Source organism: Sulfurifustis variabilis, assembly GCF_002355415.1.
GTDB classification, from domain to species: domain Bacteria; phylum Pseudomonadota; class Gammaproteobacteria; order Acidiferrobacterales; family Sulfurifustaceae; genus Sulfurifustis; species Sulfurifustis variabilis.
The window spans coordinates 2,552,124-2,565,273 of the sequence record NZ_AP014936.1; the positions used below are offsets into that span (position 1 = coordinate 2,552,124).

General features: G+C 68.9%; 16 protein-coding genes. 7 read left to right on the forward strand and 9 right to left on the reverse strand.

What is annotated here, in order from left to right:
* The first annotated feature begins 25 nt into the window (after positions 1-25).
* Positions 26-628 carry a lytic transglycosylase domain-containing protein gene (locus tag SVA_RS12235; RefSeq protein ID WP_096461490.1) on the forward strand — a complete coding sequence of 201 codons (603 nt, stop codon included), beginning with the start codon at positions 26-28 and terminating at the stop codon, positions 626-628.
* A 100-nt stretch (positions 629-728) separates the two neighbouring features.
* On the opposite strand, the gene SVA_RS12240 is transcribed toward SVA_RS12235, so the two are convergent.
* Genes SVA_RS12240 through SVA_RS12260 form a run of 5 tightly spaced genes read right to left on the reverse strand, consistent with a single transcriptional unit; the run spans position 729 to position 4,115 of the window.
* Positions 729-998 carry an acylphosphatase gene (locus SVA_RS12240; protein ID WP_096461491.1) on the reverse strand — a complete coding sequence of 90 codons (270 nt, stop codon included), beginning with the start codon at positions 996-998 and terminating at the stop codon, positions 729-731.
* A complete protein-coding gene (locus tag SVA_RS12245) occupies positions 995-1,741 on the reverse strand; it encodes an efflux RND transporter periplasmic adaptor subunit (protein ID WP_096461492.1) in 747 nt (248 codons plus the stop codon). The genes SVA_RS12240 and SVA_RS12245 overlap by 4 nt, the downstream gene beginning before the upstream one ends.
* A complete protein-coding gene (locus SVA_RS12250; protein ID WP_096461493.1) occupies positions 1,738-3,024 on the reverse strand; it encodes a TolC family protein in 1,287 nt (428 codons plus the stop codon). The genes SVA_RS12245 and SVA_RS12250 overlap by 4 nt, the downstream gene beginning before the upstream one ends.
* Positions 3,025-3,055: 31 nt before the next feature.
* Entirely contained in the window at positions 3,056-3,613 is a 558-nt protein-coding gene (locus tag SVA_RS12255) for a thioredoxin family protein (protein WP_096461494.1), read from the reverse strand.
* A gap of 4 nt (positions 3,614-3,617) precedes the next feature.
* Positions 3,618-4,115: a peroxiredoxin family protein gene (locus SVA_RS12260; protein ID WP_169924071.1), complete on the reverse strand. Its 498-nt coding sequence runs from the start codon at positions 4,113-4,115 to the stop codon at positions 3,618-3,620.
* A gap of 91 nt (positions 4,116-4,206) precedes the next feature.
* Here SVA_RS12260 and SVA_RS12265 point away from each other — a divergent pair, with 91 nt between their 5' ends.
* Both SVA_RS12265 and SVA_RS12270 read left to right on the forward strand, forming a co-directional pair.
* On the forward strand, positions 4,207-5,607 hold the full coding sequence (locus tag SVA_RS12265; protein ID WP_096461496.1) for an aspartate ammonia-lyase: 1,401 nt from the start codon (positions 4,207-4,209) through the stop codon (positions 5,605-5,607).
* An 86-nt stretch (positions 5,608-5,693) separates the two neighbouring features.
* The gene (locus tag SVA_RS12270; RefSeq protein ID WP_096461497.1) at positions 5,694-7,298 is read left to right on the forward strand and encodes a hypothetical protein; all 1,605 of its coding nucleotides are present in this window, start codon (positions 5,694-5,696) and stop codon (positions 7,296-7,298) included.
* Between the two features lie 86 nt (positions 7,299-7,384).
* Here SVA_RS12270 and SVA_RS12275 read toward each other — a convergent pair whose 3' ends face one another.
* Positions 7,385-7,837, reverse strand: coding sequence for a LysM peptidoglycan-binding domain-containing protein (locus SVA_RS12275; protein ID WP_096461498.1), 453 nt, complete (start codon positions 7,835-7,837; stop codon positions 7,385-7,387).
* 127 nt (positions 7,838-7,964) lie between these two features.
* Here SVA_RS12275 and wrbA point away from each other — a divergent pair, with 127 nt between their 5' ends.
* Both wrbA and SVA_RS12285 read left to right on the forward strand, forming a co-directional pair.
* Entirely contained in the window at positions 7,965-8,567 is a 603-nt protein-coding gene (wrbA, locus tag SVA_RS12280) for an NAD(P)H:quinone oxidoreductase (RefSeq protein ID WP_096461499.1), read from the forward strand.
* Entirely contained in the window at positions 8,564-8,953 is a 390-nt protein-coding gene (locus SVA_RS12285; RefSeq protein WP_169924072.1) for a DUF2069 domain-containing protein, read from the forward strand. Before wrbA ends, SVA_RS12285 begins: the two co-directional genes overlap by 4 nt.
* Here the strand turns inward: SVA_RS12285 and hda are convergent.
* The 3 genes from hda to SVA_RS12300 are packed head-to-tail and all read right to left on the reverse strand — an operon-like array spanning position 8,904 to position 11,250.
* Positions 8,904-9,605: a DnaA regulatory inactivator Hda gene (hda, locus tag SVA_RS12290; protein WP_169924073.1), complete on the reverse strand. Its 702-nt coding sequence runs from the start codon at positions 9,603-9,605 to the stop codon at positions 8,904-8,906. The genes SVA_RS12285 and hda overlap by 50 nt on opposite strands.
* Entirely contained in the window at positions 9,602-10,690 is a 1,089-nt protein-coding gene (locus tag SVA_RS12295; protein WP_096461502.1) for an AI-2E family transporter, read from the reverse strand. The genes hda and SVA_RS12295 overlap by 4 nt, the downstream gene beginning before the upstream one ends.
* Positions 10,687-11,250: a CDP-alcohol phosphatidyltransferase family protein gene (locus SVA_RS12300; protein ID WP_169924074.1), complete on the reverse strand. Its 564-nt coding sequence runs from the start codon at positions 11,248-11,250 to the stop codon at positions 10,687-10,689. The genes SVA_RS12295 and SVA_RS12300 overlap by 4 nt, the downstream gene beginning before the upstream one ends.
* A 146-nt stretch (positions 11,251-11,396) precedes the next feature.
* On the opposite strand from SVA_RS12300, the gene purM reads away from it, so the two are divergent.
* Together purM and purN are read left to right on the forward strand one after the other, a co-directional pair.
* Positions 11,397-12,440, forward strand: a complete 1,044-nt coding sequence (gene purM, locus SVA_RS12305; RefSeq protein WP_096461504.1) for a phosphoribosylformylglycinamidine cyclo-ligase — start codon at positions 11,397-11,399, stop codon at positions 12,438-12,440.
* A gap of 10 nt (positions 12,441-12,450) precedes the next feature.
* Complete coding sequence (gene purN, locus SVA_RS12310; RefSeq protein ID WP_096461505.1) at positions 12,451-13,116, forward strand: phosphoribosylglycinamide formyltransferase; 666 nt, start codon at positions 12,451-12,453, stop codon at positions 13,114-13,116.
* Positions 13,117-13,150: the final 34 nt, after the last annotated feature.

A 13,150-nucleotide genomic window follows, 5' to 3' on the forward strand; every position in this document is an offset into this window, starting at 1 on the left:
CCGGGCTATGCTCCTCTGAAGAACCATGCGCCGCTCCGCTTTCCAGCTTCTCGCGTTCCGCCTCCTCGTTCTCGTGCTCGGGTGCCTGGCCTCCGGAGCCCGCGCGGGATCGCCCCCCGATGCCGCCCCGGCGGTGGACGCCGAGTTGCGCGCGCTGCTCTCCCGGGCCGTGGCCGAGGCCGAGTCCTTCCCGGACCGGTTCGAGGCGGAGGTCTGGCTGCTGGACATGTCCCGACGCCTGGCGGCCAAGGTCCCCGATCAGGCGTTCCGGCTGGACCTCCTCAAGTCGGTCCATGCGGAAGCCACCCGGGCGCGCCTGCCGCCGGAGCTCGTGCTCGCGGTGATCGAGGTCGAGAGCAACTTCGACCCCTTCGCCATTTCGCACGCCGGCGCCCGGGGCCTGATGCAAGTCATGCCCTTCTGGTTGAAGGAAATAGGGCGACCCGGGGACAGCCTGTTTCGCGTGCGCACCAACCTGCGCTACGGCTGCACGATCCTGCGTTACTACCTGGACAAGGAGAAGGGCAACCTGTGGCACGCCCTCGCGCGCTACAACGGCTCCCGCGGGCAGCATTGGTACCCCACGCGCGTGAACCACGCGCTCAACACGCGCTGGTTCAGGCAGTGAAGACCATGCTGAATCGTGGATGCTTAACGTTGAATCATTGAAAGCGCGATGCGCGCTCATCAATTCAAAATCAAACATCCAGCATCCAAAATTGCTCTTATCACCGTACCCGGAACCCCTTGAAGTCCTCCTCCGGTACATCGCTCGCTACCACGGCCTCGACCCGCGCGTGGGCCGGACCTTCCCACAGCCAGGCCTCGAAAGCACGGAGCGCCGCGGCCTCGCCGCAGGCGAGCGCTTCCACGCGCCCGTCCGGAAGGTTCCGCACCCAGCCGGTCAGGCCGAGACGACGCGCCACGTCACAGGCCGTCGCGCGATAGAACACCCCCTGCACACGGCCCGACACGTAGAAGTGACGGCCACGCTTCACGGCAGCGCGACGCGGGCGGCCTGGCCGACCCGCACGCCGCCCGGCGCGGCGAAGCCGACCGCGATTTCGTAGCGCGCATCCGCTGTCGCACTCTCGATCCCGACCGCGCGCACGCGCCCTTCGTAGCGTTGTCCGGCGATCGTCACCGACGCGGCCTGCCCGGGTTCGATCGCGCTCGCGTGCACGGGTGCCAGCAGTGCCCGCGCGACGTACTCGCCCTCCGCCGCCAGCGACACGAGCGGCCGGGCCTCGAGGCGGCTGACCACCGCCTCGCCCGGCTGCACGCGCACGGCGAGCACACGCCCGTCGAAGGGCGCGGAGAGCGCGCTGCGCGCGAGCTCGTAGCGGGCCCGTTTGAGATGCGCGGCGGCCGCCTGGTGCTCGGCCTCGGCGCGGCTGGCGCGCAGCCTGGCGTTTTCCAGCTCGACGGTGGACAGCACGGTACGCTCGTAGAGCTCCCTGGCCTGCGCGTGATCCCGCGCCGCCTCGGTCCGGTCCGCCGCCGCGCGGTTGAGCGCCGCCTCCGCGCGCATCACTTCCGCCTCGAACGGCGTCTTCTCGAGCGCGACCAGCACGTCGCCCTTGCGCACGCGCGCGCCCGGTGCGACGTGGACGGCCTCGACGATCCCCGAAACGGCAAGACCGAGCTCGGCGGTCCGGCCGTACTGAACGACCGCGTCATACTCCGCGGCGACGGCTGCCAGCGGCGCGAGGCCCAGCACCAGCATCCAACGTCGATTCATCGCGAAACCTCCCGTGCCGGGGGCACGAGCCGCCCGGTCAGCGCGTCTATCTTGGCCCAGGTGAGGACGAGCTCGTAGTCGGCCGCGGCCGCCAGCCACTGCGCCTCGGTCAGCCGCGTGAGCGCATCGCCGAGGTCGGTGCGCACTTCCATTTCGTAAAGGGCCCGGCTGCGATCGAGATAGAGATCGCGGAAGGCGAGGCGCTGGCGGGCCGTTTCCCGCCGGACCTTCAGCGCCTCGACCGCCTGCACCAGGTCGAGCGCCGCCTGCGCGAGCGCCTGCTCGTCCGCCCGCATTCTCGCCTCTTCGGCTGCCAGCTCGGCCGCGGCGCGGGTTATCGCCGCGTCGAGCTCGGCCCCCTGATAGAGCGGAATCCGCAGGTTGAGCGTCGCCCGCGCATCGTTCCGGGAGGCGAGCTCCCGCTCCCAGGTGGCGGCCTCGATCTCGCCGGTGAGGGTCGGCCGTCGGCGCGCCCGCTCGGCATCGAGCGCCGCGCGCGCGGCCTCCAGGCTGCGCCGGCGCGCCGCCAGCGCCGGGTTTGCCTTTCGGGCCTGCTCGAGCAGGTTGCGATAATCCGGCGCCTCGCGCTCGGCCGGAAGCGCCGGCGGCGCGAGCTCGCCGGGAAGGGAATCGGGGCGCCCCATTGCGATGGCGAGCGCCAGGCGCGCGGCCGCCTGGCGCTTTTGCGCGTCGGTCCGCAGGTCGAGGGCCTCGCGGTAGACGTTCTCGGCTTCCAGCAGGTCGACGTCGGAGACCTGACCGAGCGCGTGGCGCTCGCGCCGCCGGTCGAAGCTCACGTACTTCTGCGCCATGTCCTCGTTCAGCACCGCGTAGCGCATGTCGGCGAGCAGGACGTCGAAAAAGCGCGCCATGATGTCGAGCCGCCGGCGCGCCCGGGCGTCGATGTAGAGCTGCTCGGCGGCGTCGAATGCGGCGGAGGCCGACTGCTCGAAGGCACGGCTGCGGCCGAAGTCGTAGAGGGGCTTCGCCAGCACGAGGCGGGCGCGCGAGTCGTCGATGCCGCTCGACTGCGTCGTCGGGTTCGCCCATTCGGGGGTGATGTCCGCGAAACTCTGGACGCCGGTGCGTGCCTCGGCTTCCAGCACGTGCGATCGAGCGCGGGCGATTCCGGCGCGCGCCAGCGCCAGATCGGGGTGCGGGGCATCGGCGTACGCCAGCGCCGCTTCCAGCGTGAGCGGGCGCGGCAACGGGGACGGTGATTCGGCGACGGCCGCCGCGGCGCCGAGGGCCAGCGCCAGCCCGGCCATGCCCGCTCGTTCCATCCGCCCTCCCCTCACGGGCACGTGCGGCTCCCTAGGAGCTGCGCTTCGCGGCCAGCCGTTCCCTCTTGTAGACCGTGAAGTTCTTGTGCCGGTACTCGCCGCTCTGGACGAACTCGCCGAGCCAGACGAACTCCTCGACCGTTGCCGTGGCTCCCGTGTAACGCATGACCGGCCTCCCCTCGAGATCGAAAAAGATGAAAACCGGCGTCGCGCGCACCCGGTGCTCCCTGAAGGCGAAGTCCTTTTCCGCCATCTCGCGGCCGGAGAAATCGACGAGGGGCGTGTCGCCCCGCGTGTCGATGTGCAGCGGCCGGAAGTAACGCCGGTAGTAGTCCTGCACCCCGGATTGACTGAGCACGGTCGCCTTCATCTTGTTGCACCAAGGACAATCGGGGTCGTTGAACATCACCAGGAGCCCGAGTTTGCCTTCCGCTCGCGCGGTTTCCGCCTCCTCCTTCAGGTTGCCGAAGCTCTGGTGGAAGAAGTGGGTCATCGCGTCGCGCGTCTCGGCACGCGCGAGTGCCGCGGCGCCCAGCGCCAGGAGGGCGACGAGTGCGAGCAGGGATCGCGGGATGCGGTTCCGGGTCATGCCGTCAGCCTCTTGCACGTTGCACCTTGAAGTTCCGAATGAGTTCTTCGGCCTGCGCCTGCGTGACCGAGCCGACGCGACCGCCCACGAAGCGTCCCTGCGGGTCGAAAAAATAATAAGTGGGCGTGCCGATGAACGGCTGCCCGCTCAGGCGGGAGGCGTCATCCGGGTCGCCGATCAGGTTGGGGAAGTTGAGGTCGTGCTCGTCGATGAAGGCCTGCGCCTGGCGGCGGTGGGCGATACCGTCGACGGACAGGCCGAGGACGCGCGCTTCCTTGTCCTTGTGCTCGTCGTGAAAGAAGGTCATATGATGGATGTCGCGCTTGCAGATGGGGCAGTCCTTGGACCAGGCGACGACGACGACCCAGTGCCCCTGGCCGAGAAACTCCCGGACGTCCCGCTGCTTGCCGTCGAAGTCCTGGAGCGCCAGCTCGGGCGCCGCCGCGGACAGGAGCGGCACAAGCAGCAGTAGGAGCAGCGACGCGAAGATACGTTTCGGCACGACGACCTCCGGCAAGTTGGATATATTCCAGGACGCGCGACCGGTCCTGCAACGCGATCCTATATAATCCTGCTGGCTTTTGGAGCGGTCTATGGACAAAAAATTCCGCATCGAGAAGGACAGCCTCGGCGAGTTTCCGGTGCCGGCGGATGCCTGGTACGGCGTCCAGACGGCCCGGGCCGTCGCCAACTTCCCCATCTCCGGTCGACGGCCGGACCGCGATTTCATCGTCGCCCACGCGCGCATCAAGCGCGCGGCCGCCGCGGCGAACGAGGCCGCCGGCTGGCTCGAAAGCCGACTCGCCGAATCCATTCGTGCGGCCGCCGACGCGATCATCGCGGGGCGTCACCACGACGAGTTCGTGGTGGACCGTTTCCAGGCGGGCGCCGGCACCAGTCACAACATGAACACGAACGAGGTGATCGCGAACCTCGCGAACGTGGCGCTCGGAGGCAGCCGCGGGGTCTACAAGCCCGTGCACCCGAACGACCACGTGAACATGGGTCAGAGCACGAACGACACGATTCCGACCGCGATCCGCCTCGCCTGCCTCGCGAAGCTCCCGAAACTCACGCAGGCGCTCGAACGCATGGCGCAGGAGTACGGGCGCATCGCCGCGGCCGAGGCGAACACGGTGAAGAGCGGGCGCACCCACTTGCAGGACGCGGTGCCGACGACCGTGGGGCGCGAGTTCGCCGCCCATGCCTACATCCTGCGCCGCTGCGCGCAGAATCTCGAGGCGGTACGCCCGCGCCTGGCGGAGATCGGGCTCGGCGGATCGGCGGCGGGCACCGGCCTGAACACCGCGCCCGGGTACGTCGAGCGCGCTGCCGCCGAGCTGGCGCAGCTCACGGGCGAACCCATCCGGCCGTCGGCGGACCTCGCCGCGCAGATGCAGTCCATGGGCGACCTGCAGCACCTGTCGAACGGCATTCGCCTTGCCGCCCTCGAGCTGACGCGCATCAGCAACGATATGCGCTTGCTGGCCTCGGGGCCGCGCACCGGGCTCGGCGAGATCGAGCTGCCGCCGGTGCAACCCGGCTCGTCGATCATGCCGGGAAAGGTGAACCCGGTCATGTTCGAAATGCTGAACCAGGTGTGCTACCAGGTGCTCGGGCAGGACGCCGCGGTCGCGTACATGACGCAGGCGGGACAGCTCGAGCTCAACGTCATGATGCCCGCGCTCGGCAGCGCCCTCTTCGACGCCATGGACTGGCTCACGAACGCGGTTGCGGCGGCGACCGAGAAGAATCTCAAGGGGCTCAAGGTGAACCGCGAGCGGTGCCGCGAGTACACGCACCTGAGCGTCGGCCTCGCGACGCTGCTCAACACGTCGATCGGTTACGCCGCCGCGGCCGAGGTGGCCAAGGAGTCCGAGAAGAGCGGTCGCCCGGTGCGCGAGATCGTGGCGGAGAAGGGACTGATGACGACCGCGGCCTTCGATCGCCTGGTCGAACAGGCCGCGGTCGACGGGAACATCGAGCGCCGCTGACGCCCGGGCTTGCGCGCTCCTGGCGCGCTTCTTGCAGTCTTGCTGTGCCGCGGGATAGCCCGCCGAACGCCCTCTTCAGGACGCCGATGGCACTCGAGCTCTCCGTACCCGATTCTTCCGCCCGCCTGCTGGCGCAGGTCGAGCTGGATCCGCACAAGGTCGAGCGCTGGCTCGCCGGTCTGCCGCTGCTCAACACCGCCGGCACGGCGCAGAAGCTGGACGACACCCTGATCGCGTACAACCGGATGCCGCTCGAGCCGGATCTGCGCTTCGCGCTGCTCGAGCTTTACCGCCCGCCGATCCAGCAGATCGTCCTCGAGCTCCAAAAGCAGTTCGTCGGCCTGCCGCTGCCCCTGCCGGAACGGGCGAGGCGCATGGCGGAGCAGACCCTGCAGTTCCAGCGCGAGCTGGCATACGGCTACAAGCAGGTCGTCCTCGCCCACGGCGAGACCGCCGCGCTGCGCAACGATCAGGTCGCCGCGTTGCAGCGCGCCATCCGTCACCTCACGGAGGTCCTCGCGGCGAGCTACCTCTCCTACTCCCCGTTCCCCGTCGGGACCTGGAAGGAGATTCACGCCCTCTATGCGCACGCGGAGAAGCTCGGTTTCGGCGAGGTCGAGATCGAGGACGCGCTGAGTACCGCGACCGGGAAAGGGACAATCGTGAGCGCCTACAAGCACGCGCTGCTACTCGACCTCTGCGATCCCTACCACCTGCCGTCGCGCATGGTGGCCCACATCGATCGCTTCCTCGAGAGCCATGCCTCTCTCGCCGAGCTCGGCGTGGCATCGCGGCAGGTGGAAAGCGTCTGCCAGTTTCTCATCGACCTGCGCGCCGATCGGGCGGGGGTGGCGAACGCGGGTCAACCCGTGGAACCGGTCGATACCTTGCGGCTGCTCAATACCGTGGAGCTTGCGCGCACGCTCCACATCCAGCTCACGACGCTGCAGGCCGGTGTTCCGCCCTCCGCGCTCGGCCTGCCCGCGGAACTGTACGCCGACGGCGAGGAGATGCTGCGGCGGCTCGTGCACGTCTGGGGCGTCAACCCGAAGCGGGTGTTTCGCCGCAATGCCCGCCCGAACCTGGACATCGACGTCATCATCGGGACCGACGCGATCAACTACTGGCTCAACGGCGGCCGCCGGTTTCTGCCGAGCGCGGCGTTCGTCGGCCCCCACCCGCAACGGACCTGCGTGGGCACGTTCGGCAAGAAGCAGCTGGAGGCGGAAAATACGGACCACGAGTACAGCGTCTGGCAGCTTCAGGACGAGAGCGCCGGGGGCATGTCCTTGCGCAAGACGGGGCTCGTTAAAAGACCCGTGCGCGTGGGCGACCTGCTCGCAACCCGCTTCTCGGAGGATCAGCCCTGGTCGATCTCCGTCGTCCGCTGGGTGCGCAGCCCCAACCCGTCACGCGTGGAGATCGGGACGCAGCGCATGGCGCCGAGCGCGCAGCCGGTTCTCGTAAAGACCGTTACGGGCGACAAGAAGGAGAGCGACTTCCTCGCGGCACTGCTGCTTCCCGAGATTCCGATGCTGAAGCAGCCGCAAACCCTCGTCACCCCGCGCAACGTGTTCAGGCCGAACCGGATTCTTTACATGGACGACGGCCATCGCCTCGAACGCCTCGTCGGGAAGCAGCTCATCGAGCTCAGCGCAGGGTTCGAACGTTTCCAGTTCCAGCCCTCGTAAACGGCCGGTCGTCGGACCGCGCCGTTCGGGCCGTGAAAAACAGAAGGGCCCCATTGGGGGCCCTTCGTCGTGCCGGAAACGGCGGGTCAGCGATGTGCGAAGCGGGAGCCGTCCAGATAGGCCCGATCCGAATCCTCCACCACGCCGAGGCTCCAGGCACCCCGCGTGCGGGCGTGGCGAACCGCGGCATCCACGTCGGCGCTGGAAGCGCCCCGCCGGATGGTGAGGACCTGTCCCGGATGGATCAGGTCTGCGTCTTCGATGCGGTCGCGATTGGCGCGATAGATGAGCGGCCACTGGTACGGGTCGCCGTAAATGCTGCTCATCGCCGAAATTCCCCACAGGTGGTCGCCGCGAACGACGGTGTAGCTGTCGTCGGCCGCCATGGGTTCGGGCGCCGGGGCCGGCTCCGCAGCGACGGGGGCGGGAGCGGTCGCGGCCGGCTCGGTCGGCTCCGGGGAAGGGGCGGTCTGCGTGCTCGCGCACCCGACCATGACCAGGCCGACGAGACCGACACCGAAAAGGGTTGCGATTTTCATGGGGGGACGCCTCCGTCCATCTATTTGTGTTAGCGGCGAGTCTTTTTGACCGTAGCACCGGCTTAAATACGCTGTCAAGGAAAGTGGGATTACAATACGACCGCTCGTCCACACTTTCCGCGCTTTCATGCCCGATCTCCTGGTCCTGTATTACAGCCGCCACGGCGCACTGCGCGAAATGGCCAGCCAAATCGCGCGCGGCATCGAGCGCGCGGAAGGGATGCACGCGCGGATCCGCACGGTGCCCGAGGTGTCGACGGTGGTGGAGGCCACCGCCGGCCCGATCCCGGACGACGGCGCGCCCTACGCCACGTTGGACGACCTGCAGGATTGCGTGGGCCTGGCGCTCGGGAGCCCGACGCGCTTCGGGAACATGGCCGCCGCGCTCAAGTACTTCCTCGACGGAACGAGCCCCTTGTGGCTCTCGGGCGCGCTCGCGGGCAAACCCGCCGCCGTGTTCACCTCGTCGTCGAGCGCGCACGGTGGGCAGGAGACGACACTCGTCTCGATGATGCTGCCGCTTCTGCACCACGGGATGGTGATCGTCGGCGTGCCCTATACCGAGGAGGCGTTGATGCGCACGGATGCCGGCGGCACGCCCTACGGCGCGAGCCACATCGCGGGCCCCCGAAACGACCGCGCGCTCACGGATGACGAGGCGCGTCTTTGCCGCGCTCTCGGCGAACGCCTCGCGCGCACGGCCATCGCGCTCGAGCGCGCCCGTACGTGAAGCGACCGCTGCGCGCGCTCGCCGCAGCGAGCTATCTCGGCCTGCTTGCGCTCGTCATCGTCTGGGAGGGATGGCTCGCGCCGCCGACACCCGTGCCGCGCGCGTTCTGGATGGGCCTCAAGGCACTGCCTCTGCTGGTCCCGCTCTATCCGCTTCTCCGCGGCGGCGGCCGGGCGCACGTGCTTTCCGCGCTGCTCGTGCTGCTCTACTTCAGCGAAGGCGTGGCGGTGGCCTATACCGACGGACGGCGGGAGGCATGGGGAGGCGTCGCTTACGGTCTGACCCAGACGGCGCTCGCCGTCGCCTTCATCGTAAGCGCGACGTTCTACGCCCGCGTCATCGGGCGCGATCGCCCCGTTCGAGACTCTTCAGGAATGGAACCGTGACACGCCGGCGAGAGGCGAGCGAGGCGACGTCGATGCGCTCGAGCAGCGCGAAGAGCGAGACCATGTCGCGCGGGTAGCGGTTCAGAATGTAACGCGCCGCGTCCGCCGGCACCTCGAGGCCTCGGTTCTTCGCGCGGAGCCGGATGGCCGCGATCTTCCCGGCGTCGTCGAGCGCCCGCAACTGATACACGGTGCCCCACGCCAGGCGCGTCGCGAGATCGGGCAGACGCAGTCCGATGCCCCCCGGCGGCCCGATCGCCGCGGAGAGAAGTCGCCCCCGCTGCTCGCGCACGCGCTCGATGAGCGCGAACAGCGCGGCCTCCCAGTCGCGATCGCCCGCGATCCGCTCGACGTCGTCGAGACAAACGAGGTCCGCGTGCTCCGCGTCCTCGAGCACGGCCGGATGGAGACCGGGGGTGGCGAGCGGTACGTAGCGCGGGAGGCCGCCCTGCTCCTGCACGGCCCGGCAGGCGGCCTCGAGCAGGTGCGTCTTGCCGGCGGCGCGCTCGCCCCAGAGGAAAACGTTCCCGGGCTCGCGCTTCGAAATCATCGTGCGAAGCCGCGCCGGCACCTCTTCGTTGCCGCTCGCCAGGAAGTTCGCGAAGGACGAGCCGTCGCGCAACCGCAGGTCGAGCGGAAGCTGCGTGGTCACGGCACCGGGTTCGCCTGCCGCGCCCGGCGGGGGGCGCGCCGCGGTTTCTCCGGCGGCGCGATATAGCTCCTGTGGACGTGACGCATCCATACCTTGAGCGCCGCGGCGGCCGGCAGCCCGAGCAGCACGCCCAGGAAACCGAAGAGCTGTCCGCCGGCCATCACGGCGAAGATCACGGCGACCGGGTGCAGGCCGATACGGGCCCCGACCAGCCGCGGCGTCAGCACGTAGCTCTCCACGAGCTGCGCGACGAAGAAGACGAGAAACACCCACGCGAGCAAAGACGGGTCCTGGAACTGCAAATAGGCCGCGACGCCCGCCGTACCGAGGCCGACGATGAACCCCAGGTAGGGCACGAAGCTGACGAGCCCGGCGAGCAGGCCGATCGGCAGGGCGAGCTCGAGTCCGATCACGAGCAGGCCCGCCGAGTACATGGCGGCGAGGGCGAGCATCACGAGGAGCTGCCCGCGCAGAAAGCTCGACAGCACTGCGTCGGTCTCGCCCGTGAGCCGCGCGACCGTGGGCCGCGTGCGAGGCGGAAACAGCTCGAGCGTCGCGCGCACGATCCGGTTCCAGTCGAGCAGCAGATAGAAGGTGACGATGGGCACCAGCACGAGGTTCACGAGCCACAGCACCACCTGCATGCCGGAAGCGGTGATCTGCGTGAGCGCGGTACGGAGTATCTTCGCCACCTGCTGCCAGTTGGCGACGATCGCTTCACGGAGCTGGACGAAGTCGACGGGAAGCGGCTCGCCGATCAGCGCCTCGACGCGCGGAACCAGGTTCGTCTGCACCCAGTCGAGATAGACCGGGACGCGGCCCGCGAACACCACGATCTGCCGCGAGACCATGGGAACGAGAAACAGCAGCAGCACCCCCGTCGCGGCGACGAGGAGGAAGAACACCAGGCCCACGGCCGCCGCCCGCGGGAGCTTCCATCGCTCCAGCCGCGCGACCAGTGGATTGAAGAGGTAGGCGAGGAGCGCCGCGAGCAGGAACGGCGTGAGAATGGGGGCAAGCAGGTACAGCAGGACCGCCGCACCCGCCGCCGCAGCGAGGATGACGAGCGCGCGCACTCCGCTCACGGGCCGCGTCCGCCCACCGGCTCGATTTCCTTCATCACCACCCAGATCCAAAGGTAGTGCCCGCCGCTGAGCACGGTCGTCCCCAGCACGACGTAGGAGAGCACCTCGCCCGCGTGCGGGTAGCCGAAGCCGGTCGCCTGCTCCACCAGGACCGTCACGATCAGGAGAATCTGCATCAGCGTATTGACCTTGCTCAACCGGCTCGGCCGCATCTGCACCGGCCCGTACATCGAGGTATAGACGAGATAGCCGCCGACGATGAGGAGGTCGCGGAACGCGACGGCCACCATGAGCCAGAAGGGCAGGTGCCCGAGCACCGTGAGCATCACATAGGCGCTCACGAGAAGGATCTTGTCCGCCGCCGGATCGAGGATGCCGCCGAGCCGGGTCTCGCAGTGGTAGCGCTTGGCGATGAAGCCGTCGAGGCCGTCCGAAAAGCCTGCAATGACGAAGAGCAGCAGGGAGAGGACGTACTCCCCCTCGTTCAGCAGGACGATGAAGGCTGGCGCCAGGGCGATGCGGGACAGCGTGATGAGATTCGGCAGCTGGCGGATGTTCACCGGCCCTATTCCTTATGATGCAGCTTTCTCGGGCATGCCGGGGGTCGGCACGGCCGGCACGCTAAAGCGCACCCTCCCCCCAAGTCAAGTTTGCGCCCGCCCCATGGCGGCCATACCATACGCACTCCCCGATTCCGGTCTTTTACGTGACCAAGCCACGCGCTTCCCTGACCTACCGCGATGCCGGCGTCGACATCGACGCGGGCGACGCGCTCGTGGAGGCGATCAAGCCGATCGCCAAGTCCACCGCCCGGCCCGGCGTGCTTGCCGGCGTCGGCGGCTTCGGTGCGATGTTCCAGATCCCGCCCGGCCGCTACCGGGAGCCGGTGCTCGTATCGAGCACCGACGGGGTGGGCACGAAGCTCAAGCTCGCGATCGAGACCGACCGTCACGACACGATCGGGATCGACCTCGTGGCGATGTGCGTCAACGACGTCGTGGTCCAGGGCGCGGAGCCGCTCTTCTTCCTCGATTACTTCGCCACCGGCAAGCTCGAGCCCGCGCGCGACCCCCGGATCATCGCCGGCATCGGCGAAGGCTGCCGGCAGGCGGGCGCCGCGCTCATCGGGGGCGAGACCGCCGAGATGCCCGGCATGTACGCGGCCGGAGACTACGACCTGGCCGGCTTCTGCGTCGGCGTGGTCGAGCGCGAGCGCATCATCGACGGGAGCCGGGTCCGTCCTAACGACACGCTGGTGGGCATCGCGTCGAGCGGCCCGCATTCGAACGGCTACTCGCTCATCCGCAAGATCCTGAAAAGCCGCAAGTCGCGCCTCGAGGACCCGTTCGACGGCCGCACGCTGGGCGACGCGCTCCTTCAGCCCACACGCATCTACGTGAAGCCCCTGCTGTCGCTGATCGAAGCGATCCCGGTCCATGCCGCGGCGCACATCACCGGCGGCGGCCTGCCCGGCAACGTGCCCCGCGTGCTTCCGCAAGGCGTGCGGGCGGTGATCGACGGCCGGGCGTGGCGGCGCCCGGCGGTGTTCGACTGGCTGCAGGAAGGCGGAAACGTGGAGAGGGCCGAAATGTACCGCACCTTCAACTGCGGCATCGGCATGGTGCTCGTGCTCGACGCGGCGGACGCCGAGGCGGCGCTCCAGCGGCTTGCGCAGGCCGGCGAAACGGCGCACATCATCGGACACATCGAGGCGCATCCGGGGGAACCGGAGGTCGTCATCCTCGATTGACGGCTGCCGCATGGCTGCCCGCGCGCGCTGCCGGCTCGTCGTCCTGATCTCGGGACGCGGGAGCAACCTACAGGCGATCATCGACGCGGTGCGCGCCGGGCAGGTGCCGGCCGAGATCGCGGCCGTCGTCAGCAACCGTCCCGATGCCGCCGGGCTCTCGCGTGCCCGCGAGGCAGGCCTCCCCGTCGAGGCGGTCGACCACCGGGCCTACGCGTCCCGGGAGGAGTTCGACCGGGCGCTCCAGGAGCGCATCGACCGCCACCGGCCGGACCTCGTGGTGCTCGCCGGGTTTCTCCGCATTCTCGGAACCCGTTTCATCGAGCACTATGAAGGGCGGCTCGTGAATATTCATCCGTCTCTGTTGCCCGCCTTCCCCGGACTCGACACCCACGCCCGTGCGCTGGCCGCCGGGGTCCGCCGGCACGGGGCGAGCGTGCACTTCGTGACGAACGAAGTCGACTGCGGACCCCTGATCGTCCAGGCGTCGGTTCCGGTGCTCCCCGGCGATACCCCGGCGTCCCTGGCGGAACGGGTTCTGAGCGAGGAGCACCGGATCTACCCGCTCGCGATCCGCTGGTTCGCCGAGGGGAGGCTTAGTATTAAGGATGGCAGGGTGCTGCTGGACGGGGCTCGTCGGCCGGAACAGGGGCTCGATATCCCCCCGCCCGAGGAATAAACCGGCGACCGGCATCGTCTCTCTCTAGTCATAG

What these genes read in the sequence shown, in the direction of transcription:
- SVA_RS12235 (WP_096461490.1), top strand. Translation starts at nt 26, where the DNA reads ATGCGCCGCTCCGCTTTCCAGCTTCTCGCGTTCCGCCTCCTCGTTCTC.
- SVA_RS12245 (WP_096461492.1), bottom strand. Translation starts at nt 1,741, where the DNA reads ATGAATCGACGTTGGATGCTGGTGCTGGGCCTCGCGCCGCTGGCAGCC.
- SVA_RS12250 (WP_096461493.1), bottom strand. Translation starts at nt 3,024, where the DNA reads ATGGAACGAGCGGGCATGGCCGGGCTGGCGCTGGCCCTCGGCGCCGCG.
- SVA_RS12255 (WP_096461494.1), bottom strand. Translation starts at nt 3,613, where the DNA reads ATGACCCGGAACCGCATCCCGCGATCCCTGCTCGCACTCGTCGCCCTC.
- SVA_RS12265 (WP_096461496.1), top strand. Translation starts at nt 4,207, where the DNA reads ATGGACAAAAAATTCCGCATCGAGAAGGACAGCCTCGGCGAGTTTCCG.
- SVA_RS12270 (WP_096461497.1), top strand. Translation starts at nt 5,694, where the DNA reads ATGGCACTCGAGCTCTCCGTACCCGATTCTTCCGCCCGCCTGCTGGCG.
- SVA_RS12275 (WP_096461498.1), bottom strand. Translation starts at nt 7,837, where the DNA reads ATGAAAATCGCAACCCTTTTCGGTGTCGGTCTCGTCGGCCTGGTCATG.
- wrbA (WP_096461499.1), top strand. Translation starts at nt 7,965, where the DNA reads ATGCCCGATCTCCTGGTCCTGTATTACAGCCGCCACGGCGCACTGCGC.
- purN (WP_096461505.1), top strand. Translation starts at nt 12,451, where the DNA reads ATGGCTGCCCGCGCGCGCTGCCGGCTCGTCGTCCTGATCTCGGGACGC.